The 19259-nt window shown below is 61.6% G+C and carries 19 protein-coding genes and 1 tRNA gene; 14 read left to right on the forward strand and 6 right to left on the reverse strand.

Translation table 11 applies throughout. From position 1 onward, the window contains the following. Nucleotides 1–680: recombinase zinc ribbon domain-containing protein (locus DFP89_RS15410; RefSeq protein WP_220269852.1), on the forward strand; the 680-nt coding region annotated here is incomplete at its 5' end. Continuing rightward, nucleotides 677–1060 (forward strand): hypothetical protein, encoded by a 384-nt coding sequence (locus DFP89_RS15415; RefSeq protein ID WP_055663506.1) that lies wholly within the window; start codon nucleotides 677–679, stop codon nucleotides 1058–1060. The genes DFP89_RS15410 and DFP89_RS15415, both read left to right, overlap by 4 nt. A 3-nt stretch (nucleotides 1061–1063) precedes the next feature. Here the strand turns inward: DFP89_RS15415 and DFP89_RS15420 are convergent, their stop codons facing one another. Next, nucleotides 1064–1900 carry a protein NO VEIN domain-containing protein gene (locus tag DFP89_RS15420; RefSeq protein WP_114350285.1) on the reverse strand — a complete coding sequence of 279 codons (837 nt, stop codon included), beginning with the start codon at nucleotides 1898–1900 and terminating at the stop codon, nucleotides 1064–1066. 555 nt (nucleotides 1901–2455) lie between these two features. On the opposite strand from DFP89_RS15420, the gene DFP89_RS15425 reads away from it, so the two are divergent. The 9 genes from DFP89_RS15425 to DFP89_RS15455 all read left to right on the forward strand — a co-directional run bounded on the left by DFP89_RS15425 (nucleotide 2456) and on the right by DFP89_RS15455 (nucleotide 9278). After that, nucleotides 2456–3757 (forward strand): tyrosine-type recombinase/integrase, encoded by a 1302-nt coding sequence (locus DFP89_RS15425; protein ID WP_114350286.1) that lies wholly within the window; start codon nucleotides 2456–2458, stop codon nucleotides 3755–3757. After that, the gene (locus tag DFP89_RS20160; RefSeq protein ID WP_147273324.1) at nucleotides 3757–4119 is read left to right on the forward strand and encodes a hypothetical protein; all 363 of its coding nucleotides are present in this window, start codon (nucleotides 3757–3759) and stop codon (nucleotides 4117–4119) included. The genes DFP89_RS15425 and DFP89_RS20160 overlap by 1 nt, the downstream gene beginning before the upstream one ends. Before the next feature lie 75 nt (nucleotides 4120–4194). Further along, nucleotides 4195–4455 carry a helix-turn-helix transcriptional regulator gene (locus tag DFP89_RS15430; protein WP_114350287.1) on the forward strand — a complete coding sequence of 87 codons (261 nt, stop codon included), beginning with the start codon at nucleotides 4195–4197 and terminating at the stop codon, nucleotides 4453–4455. A 96-nt stretch (nucleotides 4456–4551) separates the two neighbouring features. Further along, nucleotides 4552–6450, forward strand: a complete 1899-nt coding sequence (locus tag DFP89_RS15435; RefSeq protein ID WP_114350288.1) for an AAA family ATPase — start codon at nucleotides 4552–4554, stop codon at nucleotides 6448–6450. Then, entirely contained in the window at nucleotides 6447–7409 is a 963-nt protein-coding gene (locus DFP89_RS15440) for a hypothetical protein (protein WP_147273325.1), read from the forward strand. Before DFP89_RS15435 ends, DFP89_RS15440 begins: the two co-directional genes overlap by 4 nt. 140 nt (nucleotides 7410–7549) lie before the next feature. Further along, entirely contained in the window at nucleotides 7550–7819 is a 270-nt protein-coding gene (locus DFP89_RS20165; protein WP_147273326.1) for a hypothetical protein, read from the forward strand. An 80-nt stretch (nucleotides 7820–7899) separates the two neighbouring features. Further along, the gene (locus DFP89_RS15445) at nucleotides 7900–8142 is read left to right on the forward strand and encodes a hypothetical protein (protein WP_114350290.1); all 243 of its coding nucleotides are present in this window, start codon (nucleotides 7900–7902) and stop codon (nucleotides 8140–8142) included. Further along, entirely contained in the window at nucleotides 8139–8540 is a 402-nt protein-coding gene (locus DFP89_RS15450) for a hypothetical protein (protein ID WP_114350291.1), read from the forward strand. Before DFP89_RS15445 ends, DFP89_RS15450 begins: the two co-directional genes overlap by 4 nt. A 12-nt stretch (nucleotides 8541–8552) precedes the next feature. After that, complete coding sequence (locus DFP89_RS15455) at nucleotides 8553–9278, forward strand: hypothetical protein (RefSeq protein ID WP_114350292.1); 726 nt, start codon at nucleotides 8553–8555, stop codon at nucleotides 9276–9278. A gap of 56 nt (nucleotides 9279–9334) precedes the next feature. On the opposite strand, the gene DFP89_RS15460 is transcribed toward DFP89_RS15455, so the two are convergent. After that, entirely contained in the window at nucleotides 9335–9550 is a 216-nt protein-coding gene (locus DFP89_RS15460; RefSeq protein ID WP_114350293.1) for a hypothetical protein, read from the reverse strand. Between the two features lie 199 nt (nucleotides 9551–9749). Continuing rightward, a tRNA-Ser gene (locus tag DFP89_RS15465) sits at nucleotides 9750–9839 on the reverse strand. A 162-nt stretch (nucleotides 9840–10001) separates the two neighbouring features. On the opposite strand from DFP89_RS15465, the gene DFP89_RS15470 reads away from it, so the two are divergent. The 3 genes from DFP89_RS15470 to DFP89_RS15480 all read left to right on the forward strand — a co-directional run bounded on the left by DFP89_RS15470 (nucleotide 10002) and on the right by DFP89_RS15480 (nucleotide 14714). Then, entirely contained in the window at nucleotides 10002–11060 is a 1059-nt protein-coding gene (locus DFP89_RS15470; RefSeq protein WP_114350294.1) for an NUDIX domain-containing protein, read from the forward strand. A gap of 110 nt (nucleotides 11061–11170) precedes the next feature. Further along, on the forward strand, nucleotides 11171–12202 hold the full coding sequence (locus tag DFP89_RS15475; protein ID WP_114350295.1) for a cysteine synthase A: 1032 nt from the start codon (nucleotides 11171–11173) through the stop codon (nucleotides 12200–12202). Between the two features lie 7 nt (nucleotides 12203–12209). Further along, nucleotides 12210–14714, forward strand: a complete 2505-nt coding sequence (locus DFP89_RS15480; protein ID WP_114350296.1) for a DUF3772 domain-containing protein — start codon at nucleotides 12210–12212, stop codon at nucleotides 14712–14714. 104 nt (nucleotides 14715–14818) lie between these two features. Here DFP89_RS15480 and DFP89_RS15485 read toward each other — a convergent pair whose 3' ends face one another. The 3 genes from DFP89_RS15485 to gyrA all read right to left on the reverse strand — a co-directional run bounded on the left by DFP89_RS15485 (nucleotide 14819) and on the right by gyrA (nucleotide 19173). Continuing rightward, on the reverse strand, nucleotides 14819–15178 hold the full coding sequence (locus DFP89_RS15485; RefSeq protein ID WP_114350297.1) for an NIPSNAP family protein: 360 nt from the start codon (nucleotides 15176–15178) through the stop codon (nucleotides 14819–14821). A 151-nt stretch (nucleotides 15179–15329) separates the two neighbouring features. Beyond that, nucleotides 15330–16415 carry an AI-2E family transporter gene (locus DFP89_RS15490; RefSeq protein WP_245948799.1) on the reverse strand — a complete coding sequence of 362 codons (1086 nt, stop codon included), beginning with the start codon at nucleotides 16413–16415 and terminating at the stop codon, nucleotides 15330–15332. A gap of 76 nt (nucleotides 16416–16491) precedes the next feature. Beyond that, on the reverse strand, nucleotides 16492–19173 hold the full coding sequence (gene gyrA, locus DFP89_RS15495; protein ID WP_114350341.1) for a DNA gyrase subunit A: 2682 nt from the start codon (nucleotides 19171–19173) through the stop codon (nucleotides 16492–16494). Between the last annotated feature and the right edge of the window lie 86 nt (nucleotides 19174–19259).

Below are 19259 nucleotides of genomic sequence, written 5' to 3' on the forward strand. Positions count from 1 at the left end.
CCCCAGCTGGTTCAAGCCGGGGCAAGGTTGCACATGGGTCAATTCTCAATGACAATTTCCGCTGTTGCCGGGTCAAATCTCAGTGGCAATCAACAAAGGCCTATCCCGGCGAGCATCAGGCCATCATCGACCAGCAGCTGTGGGATCAGGTCCATGCCATCTTGCGGCAGAACCCGCGAAAGCGCGCCAACAACACCCGCGCGCAGGCGCCCGCCTTGCTAAAGGGGCTGATCTTCACGGCCACGGGCGCCGCCATGACCCCGAGCAGCACGAAAAAGGGCGCGCGGCGGTACCGGTACTACGTCTCGATGGACGTCATCAAGAATCGCGAACCCAGCGATGAGGGCATCCCGCGACGCTTGTCCGCAGACCTCGTGGAAGCGGCAGTGGTGACCGAGTTGCGGCGGGTGATGCGCGCGCCCTCGATCACGGCACAGGTCATTGCCCATTTGGCGCGCGAGGGTCACGCCTTCGCCGAGGCCGACGTGATTTCCGCGCTGCAGACGTTCGCTGACGTCTGGGGCCAGCTGTTCCCTGCAGAGCAGACCCGGATCGTGCAGTTGCTGGTGCGCCGGGTCACCGTGACGTCCGAGGGGCTGGTGATCGATGTCCGGACCGACGGCGTCTCGGGCGTCATGCGCGACATGATGGCGCCAAGAAAGAAGGTGGCGGCGGAATGATGAAACCCGACGAGTCCATCCAGATCTTCGTGCCGCTCAAGGTCCGCAAGCAGAACGGGCGGCCGAAGATCATGCCGCCCGCCACCTATTTGCCCAGCGAAGACCGGACGCAGGATCCGCATATCCTGCGCGCCATCGGCCGGGCGTGGGGCTGGCGGCGGCGCATGGAGGCTGGCGAGTTCAATACGGTCACCGATCTGGCGAAAGCCGTGGGGCTGGCCGAACGCCATGTCAGCCGGCAGCTGCGGCTGGCTTATCTCGCGCCGGGAGTCCTCAAGCGCCTCGTCTACAAGCGTGAGGTGCCCGCCGTGACCCTGTTGAAACTGACCGATGTCGCGGCCCTGCCGTGGCACGAACAGCCGAAGCGGGTGTTCGACTGAGCCTCAGTGAAAGCTCGCCTGAAACGTCGTCGCGGTCAGCGAGACATGCGCGTCCAGTGGCGGATGCAGTTCGAACGCCTTTGGCTCGCGTGAGAAATTCCAGAGCCGAAACAGGCGCCATTCCGACCGGCGCTCCTCGGCCACGGCCAGTTCGTTGCGGGTGATGTGGAAGGGCGTGCGCTCCCATCCGTTCGTCGTCTTGACCTCGATCAGCCGGGCGAGCCCGTCCGGGGCGAAACTCGCGATGTCGTAGCCCGCGCCGTCGCCATCCTCCTCCGACACCCAGCGCACCTTGCGCGCCAGATCGTCCCGTCCTGCTGTCCGCAAGGCCGCGCGCTCATGCGCCAGCACGCGCTCCTCGCCCGCGCGTCCGAGGGCCCGGTTGCGCTCGTCCCGACCCGCCACGTCGAACTTGCAAGCGATGTGCAGCATCTGGTCCAGTTCCTGCGGAGGCGGCTGGTTCGACAGCGTCGGCGGCGGCCCGATCCAAATCTGTGCCGCCTCGCGTAGGCCAGCGGCGGGTTGAAGCCCCGGTTGGCGCTCGAGCCAGGCCGGGTTCAGCGCCAGCCACCGCGCCACGGCATCCACCAAGGTCATCTGAAAATTGAACGCGGGCTTGTAGCCGGAGATCCAGTCCTCGCCGAGCCCCTTCAGCACCGCGCTGATGTTCTGGTGCTTGAACTCGACGGACCCCTCGGACCGGTTGTTCAGCAGAGGCAGCAGCGCGCGGCGATGCTCGGCCTTGCTGTAGCGGCGCGCGGAGATGTCGTCGGCCAGCATCGCGAAGTAATCCGCGACGATCAGGTCGTTCTCTTCATCTGTCCACGCGCCGTTCGACATTGCGCCAGGCTATGGGCGCGAAGTCTGTTTGTCATCAGAGACTTCTGGCAGGGTCTTGGCTCGCTTCGAACGCTGCCGCCGGACTCGGGATCGGCCGCCACAGAGCCGTCCTTCTGACCGCCCTGCGCCTTCGTGTCAGTCTCCGCCACCGGATTATCTCGCGAAAGGGACGACCCCATGAACGCGGCAACCCATTGGAAATGCGAGGATGTTTTACGCCGTCCCGTGATCGTCGAGGGGCGCTCGAAGAGAGACGCAGGCCATTCGGAGACCCATTCCGCGTCAAGCGCCCAGTTTCCGAAGGGCGGATGGCCCTGCCAACGCCCTTTGAAACAAAAAGAAAAAAGGCCCCAATCGGGGCCCTTGGTCGGATTCAGTATCTGAATGTGGCGGAGAGGGTGTCCCCGTTTTCGGCGTCTAACAGCGGCTAAAAACGTCCATTTAGAAGGCTGATTTCAAAGGGATATGCTGGCGCTTGTGTCTAATTAGACCTTGCTAGATTCTGGAAAATCCAGCACCATGACATGCAAAGGAACATGCAAAAGGTGCTGGATCATGGCGCGCAAGAGGCTGACCGCCAAGCAGGTCGAAGGGAAGTTGAAGCCGGGTTATCACGGCGACGGGGACGGCCTGTGGCTGGCTGTGGGCAAGACGGGCAGCAGGTCATGGGTCTTCAAGTATGTGTCGCCGACCGCGCTGCCGGGGGCCAATGGCCGCAAGCCGGTGACAGGCATGGGGCTAGGCGCGGCACCGCTGGTCACGCTGGCCGAAGCCCGCGACAAGGCGCTTGAACTGCGCAGGCAGGTAGCGGCGGGCATTGACCCGCTGGAAGAACGCAAGCGCGAAAGGGCGCAAGCTGCAACGGATGCCCACAGGCTTACGACCTTCGCGGAAGCCGCAACCGCCTATATCGACGCGAAAGAAGGCGGCTTTAAGAACGAAAAGCACAAGCAGCAATGGCGCAATACCATTGAAGCTTACGCAAACCCCATTATTGGCAAGTCGAATGTCGCTGAAATTAACACCGATCTTGTGTTGAAGGTCTTGCAGCAGGACGTTCGCGATAAGGCCGGGGAAATGGTCGGAACCCTCTGGAACACCAAAACCGAAACGGCTTCACGCCTTCGCGGTCGCATTGAAGCGGTGCTTTCATGGGCGGCATTCCGTGGCTTGCGCCCGCAGGGTGACAATCCCGCCCGCTGGAAAGGGCACCTTGAAACGGAACTGACCGCCCGCACGAAGTTGCAGAAGACGCAGCACCATGCCGCGCTGCCATATGCGGAAGTCGGGGAACTCATGGCCGAACTGCGCAGCCGTGAAGCGCCCGCCGCCCGTGCCCTTGAATTCTCAATCCTGACCGCAACCCGTTCCAGCGAAACGCGGGGTGCTGTGTGGGCAGAATTCGACCTGCAAAAGCGGGTTTGGATCATCCCCGCAGAACGTATGAAAAAGGAAAAGGAACACGAAATCCCGCTGACCGACGAAATGATTGCCCTTCTGGAAGCCCTGCCACGCGAAGACGGCAATCCGCATGTTTTCATCGGCACGGCCCGCAGCGGCGGCTTGTCGGAAAACGCTCTTACCAACGTCTTGAAGCGCATGGGCCGCGATGACCTTACGCAACATGGCTTCCGCAGCACGTTCCGCGAATGGGCCGGTGAAACGACCGCGCATCCGCGCGAAGTGATCGAACATGCCCTCGCCCATTCGTTGAAGGATCGGGCGGAGGCGGCCTATCAGCGCGGAACGCTCATGCCGAAGCGCCGTAAGCTTATGGAAGATTGGTCGAAATACTGCGGCACGGTGCAACCAAAAGACGCCGAAAACGTCGTGCCGATCCGGTCGGGGGCTGTGTGATGGGCGAGCTTCCTATTTCCGAACCGCCGCACGAAATTTTGGCCGCTGCGAACGAAGCGCCGAAGCGGAAACCGCAACGAAACCGTATGATTGCGAAAAAAGCGGCTGATGCCATTCGCTCATTTCGTTTCGCATGTATATACGAAGCCGCCGACGCATACTTTCCAGAACTGGCTGGCGGAAAAGGCGAAAAAGACCGCCGCAAGAATTTTGTAAAATACGTTTACGAAGACCTAGAAAAAGGCCCGAAATCTATCCATGTGTTTTGGGCAATGTCTCGATATTCGATTAAGCGAAACGAACAAGCATCTATCAAAGAAAATCGTCTCTCGAAGACAATATCGAACCTGAAACAACTGTAAGTTTCACCCCTCACAGGCCATCACGGCAGGCTTACGGTCCCTTCAACGTCATTAGACTTGAAAGGAGCCAATATCATGCAAACCCAACGGATGCTGCGCAAACCTGCGCTTATGGATCGCACCGGCCTAGCGAACAGCACGGTTCATTGGCATGTCGCTCATGGCTTGCTGCCCAAGCCGGTCAAGATCGGTGCCCGCGCTGCGGCGTGGCCTGAACATGAGATTGCCGAAATTCTGGCCGCACGAACCGCAGGCGCTGATAATGAAGCCGTGAAGGCGCTTGTTGTCGAACTGACCGCGAAACGTATGGCGCGGAAAGACGGTTCGACGGACTGATATTCCGCCTTCAACCACAAATTATCATTAAAAAACAATAATGAATTAGTCGAAGGCGGTGCCTTGTGACGTTCTATTGCATGTCGAAGGCCAAAAATGCAGCCAGAAAATATTCCGCAAGAACTCCGAAGCTGGCCGCAATGGGTTTGCCATGATGCCGACAAGCGACCAACCAATGCCCACACGGGCCAGCCCGCCAGCGTGACCGATCCGACCACATGGGCGAACTTCGATGAAGCCTGCCGTGCGCAAGCGGCTGGCAAGGGTGTGGGCATCGGCTTCGTGCTGACAGAACGCGACCCGTTCACCTGCATCGACCTAGACGGCTGCATTGGCCCCGGTGACGTGCTGTCGCCGCCTGCGCAAGAAATCGGCCAGGGCTTCGATAGCTGGACCGAGCGCAGCCGCAGCGGGCGCGGGTTGCACATTTGGATCAAGGGCAAGGTGCCGGGGGGCGGTCGGCGCATTCCCGGCGTGGAAGCCTATTCGGAAGGCCGGTTCATCGCCATGACAGGGGACGTGTTTGCGGCGGGGCCAATTGCCGACCGTTCAGACATTCTGCCGGGCTTCATAGCCCTTCGGTTCCCGCAGCCGAAAGCAGCCGGGTTTGCCCGCAGCTTGTCCCGACCAGTGACGCGGCCTGATAACGAAGTTCTTGCTGCATGTCGGGCCGCATCGAACGGCGCAAGTTTCATCGAACTGGAAGCGGGGCAGCATAAGGGCTTAGGCATCGGCGCAACGGGCTTCGATCATTCCGCAGCCGATCAGGCTATGACCAACATTCTTTGGTTCCATAGCCGAAACGCTGAACAGGTCATTCGGCTCTGGCAAGCGTCGGCCTTGGGTCAGCGGTCGAAGGCGCATCGCCCTGACTACATCGAACGAACTTTGGACAAGGCCGCAGATCAAGAGTTTGAACTTGTCGCCCACAATCTGACCCCGCCCATTGTCGCGCCGAACCCTAACCGCTTCAAGCTGCTGAGTGGCGACGAATTGGACCGGATGGGGCCGGTTGACTGGCGGATTAAGCGCATCATCCCGAAAAAGGGTCTTTTCGCGATTGGCGGGCCGTCGCGAAGTGCTAAGTCATTTCTCGCAATGCTTATGGGTGGAACGATTGTAACCGGCACAGATTTCTTCGGACATAAGGTCGAAACTTGCGCCGTTACATATGCCGGTCTTGAGGGTGCGACTGGCATCCCCGGACGGTTCAAGGCACTGCGCCAGCACATGCAGGATGATTTGCGTGACTTTCGGGTGATCTTGCAGCCCGTATCCCTCGGGTCAGAACAAGATATTCAGGATTTGGCCGCAGTATGTCCGCAAGGTTCTGTTCTCATTATTGACACATTGGCCCGCGCAACGCCGGGAATGGATGAAAATGCCCCGAAAGACATGGGAAAAATCATCGCAGCCGCAACGCAACTTTACGAACGGATCAACGGCGTTGTCATTCTCATTCATCACACAGGCAAGGACGAGAGCAAAGGCTTTCGCGGTCATAGTGATTTCATCGGTGCGCTTGACGGCGCAATTATCGTAAGTCGCGACGGGGACAATCGAAAATTCAAATTGGATAAGGTGAAGGACGGCGAAGATGGCGCTTACTTTGGCTTCAAATTGGAAACCGTAATTCTAGGAACCGACGAAGACGGCGAAGATATTACAAGCTGCGTCGTAGTTCCTGCCGATCTTCCCACGGGTAAATCGGCCAGCGGCCCAAAGTTGAGCGAAGGCGAAAAGTTTCTGCAAAAATGCTTTTGGGAAGCATTCAATGAAGCCCGAAAACACGACTACGGATGCGGCCCGAATGGTGTTCCGCTTTCTCTGTGGCGACGGGTGTTTTGCAAAAATTCAACGCTACAGCCTGAAAGCAAAGAGCGAACTTTCCGCCGCGATTTAGGAAAGTTGAGAGACAAAGGGCTATTCCTTGTCGAAAACGACGTTGCATCCGCATTGATGCCGCAGGTTCCAATCGAAGGCGTCGTATCGTGAAAAACGCTGCAATATCAATGGGCGGACAAGCGGACAAATACCGGACACGCCCGGACATGTCCGCCCCGGACAACCGGACATATACCCCTATAGGGGTATGTCCGTGTCCTGTGTCCGTCCGGCGCAGGAAGCAGCTTGAAGTTCTTTCAGATCAGCGCGACCGGCGTGGCATGGTGTGGGCACCTGTGGCGGATACTGAATCCCCCATTTCTATCGCAAAATTAAACGAAATCAATGCCGAAGTTACAAACGAACTACGTCTTGCATGTTCCGTTGCATGTTTTGGCGAAGCCCTGAAAGGAAAAGACGAAATGACCGCAATAGGACACGGCGCAGTTGCCGAAGACTTTATCGCAATGATGGATGAAACTGGTAGCTTCGACATTCATCTTGGCTTGAAGCTAATCAATCGAAGCCGGGAATTGCCAACCACCGCAACACCGGAACGGCTGTTGAACGAAGTTCTGGACGATTGGGTTCGTGCGAATTTCGCGAAGCTGTCTTCGTTCCGCGTATCGCGATACATGCAAGGCCGCGAAATCCCCATGATTGTTGAAGCGTTGAAGCCGCTTTGCAGCCGTGCATTTCTCAAACTGAACATCATGCTTTCGGTCGAACGTGACACCCTGTTTGCATCGCGCGACTACGTTCAAGTTCGGGGTCGGCAGTTTGCCGAAGAAGCGCCGTCAGCGACGTTCACACGGTTCCTAAATGACATGGAGCGATTGAAAGCATTCGGGTCCGAAACCTATGAACGCAATATTGTTCGTATTGCAGAAGTTCATGCGTTGAACCGCGTTGCCGAAATTATGCCCCGCGAATTCCATCATGGATGGTCGGGAATGCTAGAACCGGGCCTGACCTATGACGCGATGAAGGAAGCCGAAGCCGCATCATTTAGGGATCCCAGCGGCATTCATACATGGGCCGACCTTCTGCATGAGGCAGGGGCCGCGTAGGCGGGCGCAGGACGGTAGGGTCAAGGTTTTCCGCCTTATGCCGCCCGGAACGGGGAAGGGCATCAGGCGGGCCGTTGTGAGGCTCTGGCGGCAGGGGCGACTTTCAGCCTGCCGATTGGATAATGTGGGGATGCAGTAAAATGACGATTGAAACATTCGATGAAACGCACATCGCGAAGGCGTTTAAGAATCCGTCGCAATTAACCATCGCTGATTGCGCCGAAATGCAAAGACGAATTAAGGCTGAACAATTGTCTTGGCGTCGTCGCGGTATTGCGCAAGAAAGGCTTGGGTATTCGTCGCAAGAAGCTGAAAGGCAGAAAAAATATTATAAGCCCAAAAATCCGAAATGGATGCGGCGTAAGTTAACCGATACCGACCGTGAGATATTGACGCAGGCATGGCAATAAGGGGCTTGACGGCGATTCCTTACGCCCCAATATCTATATCTTATACCCGCCTTACACGTTCGAATATGCATGGTCGGATCATGGCAACCGCAAGTCCCGTCTGGAATAATCAGGATACCCCCCATGCCCCGCAAAAGCGGGTTCGCTTGGCTTCGACCGTCGATTGCCGATTGGAAATGACGAAGCTGTATCGTGAAGCCCGCAATGGCCGGTTGAAGATCGAAGATTGTAGCCGCCTTGTGAACGTCCTTGCGCTGATTTCCCGCAGCTTCGTTGATACGGACTTGAGCGAACGTATCGCTGCCTTAGAGGCTGAACAATGAGCCGCACCCTTGCCGCCCGCCTGTCGAAATTGGAAGCCCGCAAAGCTAAACGGGTTCCGCGCGAAATCTGCGTTATCGGAATCCGCTTTCCTGATCGTTTCGAAGAGGATGAAAATGGCGTCTGGCGCAGGAAGTCATATTTCACCGAAGAAACCTACGCAGAATTTGCCCGTAATCAGCAAAGCCGCCTTTTGGCTGAACTGGCCGAATTTGCGGCACAGCTTGACGAAGGCGACGACAACGACGCGCAAGCCGAAAGCCTGCCTATTGTGGGCATCATGACCGAACGCGCACCGTTGCCGCCCGGCCATAAAGGCAAGCGTTATCTGCATACGACCAAAGGCGGCAAGCAATTCGAGACAGATACCCACACCGGGCAAACTGTCGAAATTAAGTGAGGACACTGAAAAATGAACCGATATTTGAACCATGATCCGCTTGTTCAGAAGCACCTTGACCTGTTGAAGCTGCCGGTAGGCTTCAATACCTATTTCGCCCGTAATGTTGACGATATGCCTGCCGAACCCGGCACAAGCCTGACCAAAGCGGGTTATGTCCTGCGTGATGCCGTCGGGCGGTTGGAACGTCTGGCGAAAGACCCGACTAAGACTGACCCGGTAAAACACGAAAACGCTAAAACGCTATATAATCGCATGGCGAAAGAAATGAAGGACGCGGCGAAAAATGCGTCGCGTTGGGCCGATAGCGAAATGAACAGCGCCCGCGACAACATGGCGGCAGTCTTCACGCCCGATAATTCGAAGTCGGCGCTTTACAGTGAAATTCGTGCTTACTGCGCCAGTCGGAAGGCAGATCCTGAATTCCCCGCCGAACTGGCGCGGCTGGTTGAAACCGACCGTGACGTTGCCGCAGCGATTGGTTCCGCGCCTGCGTTCCTGTCGGGCATCGCTGACACGCGAAAGGCCAGTCTCATGCACAACGCCATGCTTGCCCACAGTCCCGAACAAGCCGAACGGCTGATGACCGCGCAGGCTGTGGCGACCGAAGCGGAACGCTGCGACAAGGCGGTCGATGGGCTGCGGTCTGCCTTCTATGCCGAAAGTGTCGCTGCGCTGACCGCTGGCGCTGTGGACGTTAACGCCGATTGGGCCGTGCCGACGCTTGCCGCTGAATAGACCTTCCAAGGGCCAACTTGGAGCAACTGCCCCGGCTTCGGTCGGGGCTTTTTTCGTCAAATAATCTGGCTAACCGCTGTGACGCCAGCGCCCACCAATGCGCCGATGATTGCGCTAATGATTGCGAGCTTAAAATTGTCGCGTCTTGTGATCTTGAATTTGAGAAGATCAATCTCGCGTTGGTGTTGTTCGGCGGCGTCGGGTGATCCAAAGCCGCCACCGCTGCCGACAAACCCGACCAAATCTTCAAGTTCCTTTTCGAGCTTCCCCATGCAGCGCCTATCCCTCAAATCCTGACATGTCTTGCCCGCACTATGCTGTGCGACATTACCGAAGCGGCAAGCACGCTATTCACAGTTTCGTGAGCGTTCAGCCGGTCGCTGTGGCCGTTTCTAGCCGTTTCCCTGACATGCAAACCAACATGCAAAGATTGCTAAAATCGCCGAATTATCCAATGAAATCAATGGTAAATGGCGGAGAGGGTGGGATTCGAACCCACGGAACCCTTGCAGGCTCAACGGTTTTCGAGACCGCCCCGTTCGACCACTCCGGCACCTCTCCGCGCTTTTGGTGTGGTGGCGGGGATTTAGACGGGGTGGGGTTGAAGCGCAAGGGGCTTCGCGCGAAAAGCACGAAACTTTTTTGTCCCTTCGGTTCAGGTGCCATCATGCCGCGTAAACTCAGCTCGACCCGTGCCTCCAGCACCCGGGGCAGGGGCGTTCCATGCTGCTGATCGGCGCGCTGGCCCATCCCGCCTTGCGCACGCGCCTTGCCCCCGATGCGGTGGCGGGCGCGCCGCTTCTCGGCCAAGCACTTACGGCCGCGCCGCTCGCTGGGATCGAGGCCGGGGGCTGGCCCGTGCTGAATCCTGGGGCGGGTGAGGTTCCGGGCTGGGAAACGGGCTGGACGCCGGAGTTGCGCCGCTATGCCGATATCTTCGGGCTGGTGCTGGTGACGGTAGCTGGCCGCGAGGTGCTGGGCGTTCAGGATCAGGCCCCGGGCGGCAGCAACGTGTGGCAGCCGGAACTGGCCGGCGCCATGGCCGAGTGGTTGCTGGCTTTGCCAGCGGATCTGCCGGCCGAGGTGATCCGCCGGCGCCTGCCGATGATCGCGGCCTGGGTCTCGGCGCGGCAGCGGGCCTTGGAAGACAGCGCGGATCTGCCCCGGATCGGCCCCGCGGGCGAGGATCGCCTGCAGATCCTTGCGCGCGAAGAACCCTATTCGCGGTTCTTCTCGGTCGAGGAAATCATCCTGCGCCAGCGCCGCCATCGCGGCGACTGGTCGCCCGAGATGCTGCGGGCGGTCTTTGTTTCGGGCGATGCCACGGTCGTGCTGCCCTATGACCCGATCCGCGACCGGGTGCTGCTGATCGACCAGCTCCGCGCCGGGCCGGTGGCGCGCGGCGACCGCCAGCCCTGGTTCTATGAAACCGTCGCGGGCCGCGTCGATCCGGGTGAGACCCCCGAAGAGGCCGGGCTGCGCGAGGCAATGGAGGAGGCCGGGCTGACGATCCATCGGCTGATTCCCGGCCCGCACAACTATCCAAGCCCCGGCATCATGGCCGAGTTCCTCTATCTTTATGTCGGCATCGCCGATCTGCCGGACGAGGTGGCGGGCTATGGCGGGCTGGACAGCGAGGATGAGGATATCCGTTCATATGTCGTGGCGCGCGCCGAGCTGACCCGCATGGCCATGGCCGGAGAGATCCGGAACGGCCCGCTTTTGTCCCTGGCCTTGTGGCTGGAGCTCAATCTGGGGCGAATCCGGCAGGAACTGGCTTAGGCCTCAACGGGTTTTCGCGCGAATGCAATTCCGCCATGCCCGGGGCGGGGTTGCCGCCGTCAGCCGCTGACGTGTAAACCGGTGCGATGATTTCTGCGAAAGGCCCCGCCATGCGCATTTGCCCCGACCTTGCCTCGGCCATTGGCAATACCCCTCTGATCCGCCTCAACCGCGCCTCGGAAGAGACCGGCTGCGAGATCCTTGGCAAGGCCGAGTTCATGAATCCCGGCCAGTCGGTCAAGGACCGGGCGGCGCTTTACATCATCCGCGACGCGGTCGCGCGGGGCGACCTGAAGCCCGGCGGCACCATTGTCGAGGGCACGGCCGGCAATACCGGCATCGGTCTGGCGCTGGTCGGGGCCTCGATGGGCTTTCGCTCGGTCATCGTGATCCCGGAAACGCAGAGCCAGGAAAAAAAGGACATGCTGCGTCTGGCCGGGGCGGAACTCGTCGAGGTGCCCGCGCAGCCCTACAAGAACCCCAACAACTACGTGCGCTATTCCGGCCGTCTGGCCGAGGAACTAGCCAAGTCTGAACCGAATGGCGCGATCTGGGCCAACCAGTTCGACAATACCGCCAACCGTCAGGCGCATCTGGAAACCACCGGCCCCGAGATCTGGGAACAGACCGGCGGCAAGGTGGACGGCTTTGTCTGCGCGGTGGGTTCGGGCGGGACGCTGGCGGGCGTCGCCATGGCGCTGCAACCCAAGGGCGTCAAGATCGGTCTGGCCGATCCCGAGGGCGCGGCGCTTTACAGCTTTTACACCAGCGGCGAATTCGACAGCCCCGGCTCGTCGATCACCGAGGGTATCGGGCAGGGCCGCATCACAGCCAACCTCGAGGGGTTCACCCCCGACATGGCCTGGCGCATCCCCGACAGCGAGGCGCTGCCGGTGATCTTTGACCTCTTGGAATATGAGGGGCTGTGTCTTGGCGGCTCGTCCGGGGTCAATGTCGCGGGCGCGATCCGCATGGCGCGTGAAATGGGGCCGGGCCATACCATCGTCACCGTGCTGTGCGACTATGGCAACCGCTATCAGACCAAGCTTTTCAATCCGGACTTCCTGCGCGCCAAGGGCCTGCCGGTGCCGGACTGGATGGCCCGCAAACCGGCAATCCTGCCCGAAGTCTTTCAGGACTGATTGACCCATGCTCTCCCGTATCCTTGCCCTGTTTCTGGCGCTCTGTCTCGCGCTGGCCCTGCCGGCCGCCGCGCAAGAGCCGCAGGCCCCGAATTATGACGCCTGGAACAAGCAGGCCGATCAGGCCGAGCAGATCCTTGAGACCGGACAGGCCAATGCCGCCCGCCTGCAGGCGATCCGCACCGAGGTCGTGAAATGGCGCGATCAGTTCAAGTCGCAGGACGGCGTGAACGCGACCCGCATCGCCACGCTCAAGGACCAGATCGCGGCCCTGGGGGCACCCCCGGCCGAGGGCCAGACCGAGACCGACGACGTCGCCGCCCGCCGCAAGGAACTGAACGAGCAGATGGCGGAGCTGCAGGCGCCGGGGCTGAAGGCGGTCGAGGCCTATGGACGGGCCGACGGCATTATCGCCCAGATCGATCAGGCGATCCGCACCCAGCAGACCTATGCGCTGATCCAGCGCACGTCCTCGCCGCTCAATCCGGCGAACTGGGCTCCGGCCATGACCGAGGCGGCCAAGGTCGCGACCAGCATTTACACCGAATCCCGGGGGCGCTGGGTCGCGAATGGCGGCATGAAGGGCATTGCCGGGGGCGGGCTGCCCTTTGTGATCGGATTCCTGCTGATGGCCGTGCTGCTGCTGACACGCGGGCGCAAGTGGATCGATTCCCTGCCGGGGCGGCTTGCGGCGCGGTTTGGCGACCGTTCGCGCGCGGCGGCGCTGTTTGCGGTTTCGCTGGGCCAGATCGCGATTCCCTTTATCGGGGTGATACTGGCGACCGGGGCGCTTTACGCCACCGATCTGTTCGGGGAATGGGGCGAGCCGCTGCTGTTCTCGATCCCGGCGGCGGGACTGTCCTATTATGGCGGCGTCTGGCTGGCGCGCAGGCTCTACCCCGAGGAGGGGTCAGGCGTGGTGCTGCCGCTGCCGCTGACCGAAAAGCTGCGGGCACAGGCGCGGTTCCGCGCGACGATGCTGGCGCTGTCTCTGGCCATGCACCAGTTGGTGGCGCGCACCGTGCTGCCGCTGGCGGGCTTCAACAGCGAAGGCGACAAGGAAATAGGCACGGTTCCGGAACGGCTCAGCAATGCCTCGGCCGGGGTCTGGCACTTCATGCTGATCCTGCTGGGTGCGTTCTACCTGTTCAACCTGTGCAATATCCTGCGCCGGATGAAGGGCCCCGAGAATGCCCCGACGCCCTATCGCGTCCCGGTCGTGGCGCTTTTGGGCCGACTGGGCCGGCTGGTCGCGGTGGGTGCGCCCATTGGCGCGGCGCTGGGATATGTGACGGCGGCCAATGCTGTTTTGTGGGCCACCGTCCTGACGCTGGCGCTGGTCGGGCTGCTGATCATCCTGCAGGATTTCATCGCCGATCTTTACCGGCTGGCGGTGGGCGGCGACGATTCGGTCCGGGAATCGCTGATCCCGGGGCTGATCGGCTTTGCGCTGGTGCTGATCTCGCTGCCGTTCTTTGCGCTGATCTGGGGCGCGCGCAACAATGACCTGTCCGAGGCCTGGAGCAAGGTCCAGCAGGGGGTCTCGCTGGGCGGTGTCACCCTGTCGCCGATGGGCATCCTGACCTTCCTTCTCGTCTTCGGGCTGGGCTATTCGGGCACGCGCTTCGTGCAGGGCGCCTTCCGCAACACCATCCTGCCCAAGACCCATATGGATACGGGCGGCCAGAATGCGGTCGTCTCGATCATCGGCTATATCGGCATCGGGCTCGCGTCGATGCTGGCGGTGACCTCGGCGGGGATCGACCTGACCTCGCTGGCCTTTGTCGCCGGTGCGCTGTCTGTCGGCATCGGTTTCGGCATGCAGCAGGTGGTGTCGAACTTCGTGTCCGGCATCATCCTGCTGGTCGAGCGTCCGGTGGCGGTCGGCGACTGGATCGAAGTCGGCGGCAAGCAGGGCGTGGTCAAGAAGATGGCCGTGCGCGCCACCCAGATCCAGACCTTTGACCGCAACGAGATCATCGTCCCGAACTCGGACCTGATCACCCAGCCGGTCACCAACTGGACGCGGGGCAACCTGACCGGGCGCATCATCGTGCCGGTCGGCGTGGCTTACGGCACCGATACCCGCCGGGTCGAAGAGATCCTGCGCGAGATCGCCGAGGACCAGCCCACGGTGATGATCAACCCGGCCCCGGCGGTGCTGTTTCGCAGCTTTGGCGCCGACAGCCTGAACTTCGAGATCCGGGCGATGCTGTCGGACATCAATGGCGGCGTCGGCGTCACCTCCGAGATCAACCACGCCATCGCCAAACGCTTTGCCGAGGAGGGGATCGAGATCCCCTATGCGCAGCGTGACGTCTGGATCCGCAACCCCGAGGCGCTGGTCAAGGCCGAGAAGGCGCTGGCCTCGGGCGAGACCGGGGCCGACGAGGCCCCGAGCAAGCCCGAACCGGCGCCGGAGGTGCCGGAAAAGCGCCGCCCGATCCAGCCCGACGAGGCCCCGGAAAGCGATGGCGGCGCGGATGACGGTGACGCGGACGGCGAACGCTGAGACCTTGGCCGGCAGGGAGATCTGGCGGAGGGCTTCGGCCTTGCGTCGGGTTTCCGGCCTGATCGGCGTTTCAGCCTTGGCCGCAGCATCGACGCGATGCGCCTCTAGCTGCCGGCCGAATGTGCGTAATACCCTTGCTTTCGCAGCCCGTTTACGGCGTCGGCATTCATTGGAATGACGATCCTGGTCGCGGTCACGATGCGGGAAACGATCGCCTCACGCGGTCCTGCGCGCCAGGCTTCGCTGGCGTAAAGCGCCGATTGCGCCGCCTCCAGCGCGGGCATGTCCGCAAAGGCCCGGATCAGGCCGTAACCATCGGGATCATGCATCGACTGCCCGTGCCAGACCACGTCGATGCCGTTCTGTTTGTGAAGCGGAACGCTGATGCTCTGCATGGTCTCAAAGAACGCGCCCCCGGTTCCGGGCGTGAGCTTGTAGAGCAGTATCTCGATGATTTGAGGCATGGGGTTCTCCCTTTGTCCCGATCAATATCAGAAGGGGCTGCCGCAGGACAACGGCCGCAGCGTTTCGGCCGCCTTCGAACCAGACAAGCCAGCCTGTGATTTCGCGCGACGGTGCGTTCTTCCCCGGAAAACTGACCCAGTGCGGAGCCGCTCAGGCGGCGTCGCGCAATGGCTCGGGCGGCTGCGCCTCATCGTCATCGGGCAGGCCCTCATGCGACAGCAGCACCGCAATTGGTCGCAACCACGGGATATGGGCGCAGACGATCATCGCGGCAACCATGATCGGGACCGCCAGAAAGGCCCCGGCAATGCCCCAGATCGCGCCCCAGAAAGCGAGCGACAGGATGATCCCGAAGGACGAGAGCCGCAGCGTCTGACCCAGCAGCAGCGGGTCCAGCACATTGCCGATGACGAAATGCACCAATGTGCAGGCGCCGCCGATCACCAGCGTCAAGGTCGGATCGCCGGTCTGGGCCAAGACCAGAACCACCGCGATCACGGTGGCGATGATCGAGCCGATGGTGGGAATGAAGTTCAGGATGAAGGTCAGCATGGCGACCGCGCCGGCAAGCTCCAGCCCGGCGATGCGGAAGATCACCCAGATCAGCAGGGCGGTGATCAGGCTGATGCCGGATTTCACCACCAGATAGCGGTTCACCCGCCGGGTGATCGACTGCACGATGCGCAGCACCCGCCCGGCGCGGACCGGATCGCCCAAGATGCGCTCGAGCTTGATCGGGAACCAGCCGCGTTCGGCAAACATGAAGGCGGTAAAGGTCACCGTCAGCACAGCGCCCGAAATCAGGTTCGAGGCCTGACTGGTGGCCGAGCGCATCCATCCGGCAAGGTTGATGCCGCTGAAAAACGCGCTCAGGCCCTCGCGGGTGCGGGGGCTGAAATCGGCGGTCAGCCGGGTCAGCACCTCTTGCGCGCGGTCGGAATACAGGATCGCGGTCGAGACCACCTCGTTGACCTGTGTCACCACCGCCGTCGCCGCCCATAGAAGGCCAAAGGCAATGGCGATCAGCGCCAGCGTCGTCGCAAGCCAGCTTGGCACCTTGAGCCGGGCAAAGGCGGAAATCGCATCGCTGGTCAGCGAAAAGATGATGATGGCAATGGCCAGACAGATCAGCATGAAGCGCGCCTGCACCAGCAGGAACAGGACCAGCGCAAAGGCGACGATCCCCAGAAATCCTGTCTGTAGCCGCTCGCGCAACTGCGATTCGCCTGATTGCAAGGCTGTCCTCATGCGGTTTCGCCGGTTCCCGCCGGGGCAGGGTGATGCCGCCCCGGTCAGGTGTCAGGCCCGGATATCAGGCCTCTTCGCCCTCATCTTCGCCATTCTCGGCGATGCGCGCAACGGAAACCACGGTCTCATCCGCGCCGGTATTGAAGACCCGGACGCCGCCAGCCGTCCGCGAGCGGAAGCTGATCCCCTCGACCGGCACCCGGATCGACTGCCCGGTCGAAGTGGCCAGCATGATCTGGTCGTCGTGTTCGACGGGGAAGCTGGCGACCAGCGGCCCGCCGCGCATGGCCTTGTCCATGGCCATGACGCCCTGACCGCCGCGCCCGCGCACCGGATAGTCGTGGCTGGAACTGATCTTGCCGGCACCGCGCGCGGTGATGGTCAGGATCAGGTCCTCGGCCGCCGACATCTCGGCATAGCGTTCCTGGGTGATCGCGGCCTCGGCGACGTTTTCCTCGTCCTCGTCGGCCTCGGCGCCGTCATCCAGCGCGCCCTCGACGGCGCGGCGCATCTTCAGATAGGCGGCGCGCTCGGCCGGGTCGGCCTCGAAATGGCGGATGACCGACATGCTGACCACGCGGCTGTCGCCGGCCAGACGGATGCCGCGCACGCCGGTGGAATCGCGGCCCTTGAAGACGCGCACATCGGTGGTCTGGAAGCGGATCGCCCGGCCGGAATCGGTGACCAGCATCACGTCATCGTTTTCGGTCGCCATGCGGGCGCCGATCAGCTCGACCCCTTCGGGCAGCTTCATGGCGATCTTGCCGTTGCGCATGACATTGGCGAAATCCGACAGCGCGTTGCGGCGCACGTCGCCCTCGGAGGTGGCGAAGATCACCTGATAATCGTCCCATTCCGCCTGCGGCGCATCGACCGGCATCAAGGCGGCGATGGAGACGCCCGGATCGATGGGCAGGATGTTGACGATGGCCTTGCCCTTGGCGGTGCGCCCGGCCAGCGGCAGGCGCCACGTCTTGAGCCGGTAGACCATGCCATCGGTGGTGAAGAACAAAAGTTCCGTATGGGTGTTGGCCACGAACAGCGTGGTGACGACGTCGTCTTCCTTGGTGGCCATGCTGGAAAGGCCCTTGCCGCCGCGCCGCTGCGAGCGGAATTCGGCCAGCGCGGTGCGCTTGATATAGCCGCCCGAGGTGATGGTGACGACCATGTCCTCGCGCTCGATCAGGTCCTCGTCGTCCAGATCGCCGGCCCAGTCGGTGATCTCGGTCCGGCGCGGCACGGCGAACAGGGATTTCACCTCGCGCAGCTCATCGGCGATGATGCCCATGATCCGCTCGCGCGAGGCAAGGATCGCCAGATAGTCGCGGATGGAATCGGCCAGCGTCTTCAGCTCGTCGGTGACTTCCTTGACGCCCAGTTGCGTCAGGCGCTGCAGGCGCAGGTCCAGAATGGCCCGGGCCTGGGTTTCCGACAGGTTATAGGTGCCATCATCATTGACCGGATGCAGCGGATCGTCGATCAGGCGCAGATATTCGACGATGTCATGGGCGGGCCAGCGCCGCGCCATCAGCCGTTCGCGCGCCTCGGCGGCATCGGCCGAGCTGCGGATCGTCGCCACCACCTCATCGACATTCGAGACCGCGACGGCAAGACCGCACAGCACATGCGCGCGTTCCCGGGCCTTGCGCAGTTCGTAAGCGGTGCGGCGGGCGACGACCTCCTCGCGGAAGGTGATGAAATAGGTCAGGAAGTCGCGCAGCGTCAGCTGTTCGGGGCGGCCGCCGTTCAGTGCCAGCATATTGGCGCCGAAGCTGGTCTGCATGGGGGTAAAGCGGAACAGCTGGTTCAGCACCACCTCGGCGGTGGCGTCGCGCTTCAGCTCGATCACCACGCGGATGCCGACGCGGTCGGATTCGTCCTGCACATGGGCGATGCCCTCGATGCGCTTTTCCTTGGCCAGTTCGGCGATCTTCTCGATCAGGCTGGCCTTGTTCACCTGATAGGGGATCTCGTCCAGAATGATCGCCTGACGCCCGGCGCGCAATTCCTCGATCCGGGTCTTGGCGCGGACGATGATGCTGCCGCGCCCCTCAAGATAGGCCTTGCGCGCGCCCGAGCGGCCAAGGATCAGCCCGCCGGTCGGAAAGTCGGGGGCGGGCACGATCTCAAGCAGGCGTTCGGTGGGCAGGTCGGGGTCATCGATCAGCGCCAGCGTGGCATCGATCACCTCGCCCAGATTGTGGGGCGGAATGTTGGTGGCCATGCCGACGGCGATGCCGCCTGCGCCATTGACCAGCATGTTGGGATAGCGCGCCGGCAGGACGGTCGGTTCGCGGTCCTTGCCGTCATAGTTGTCCTGGAAGGTGACGGTATCTTTCTCGATATCCATCAGCAGGTAATTGGCGGCCTTGGCCATGCGGACTTCGGTATAGCGCATGGCTGCCGCGCTATCCCCGTCCATGCTGCCGAAGTTCCCCTGACCGTCCAGCAGCGGCAGCGACATCGAGAAGCTTTGCGCCATCCGCACCAAGGCGTCATAGATCGCCGCGTCGCCATGGGGGTGGTATTTCCCCATCACGTCGCCGACCGGACGCGCCGATTTGCGATAGGGCTTGTCGAAGGTGTTGCCGGTCTCGTGCATGGCGAAGAGGATGCGCCGGTGCACGGGTTTCAGACCGTCGCGCAGATCGGGGATTGCGCGGCTGACGATCACCGACATCGCATAGTCCAGATAGGACGAGCGCATCTCTTCGGAAATGTCGATCACCGGCCCGGCATGGGCCATCACGGCGCGTTCCGCAGTGCCGTTTCCGGCGCCGTTTTCCGTGCTGCCGTCATCGTCGTTCTCGGGGGTGTCAGCCAATGGGTCGC

The organism is Paracoccus lutimaris, from assembly GCF_003337565.1.
In the GTDB taxonomy this organism is placed as follows: Bacteria; Pseudomonadota; Alphaproteobacteria; order Rhodobacterales; family Rhodobacteraceae; genus Paracoccus; species Paracoccus lutimaris.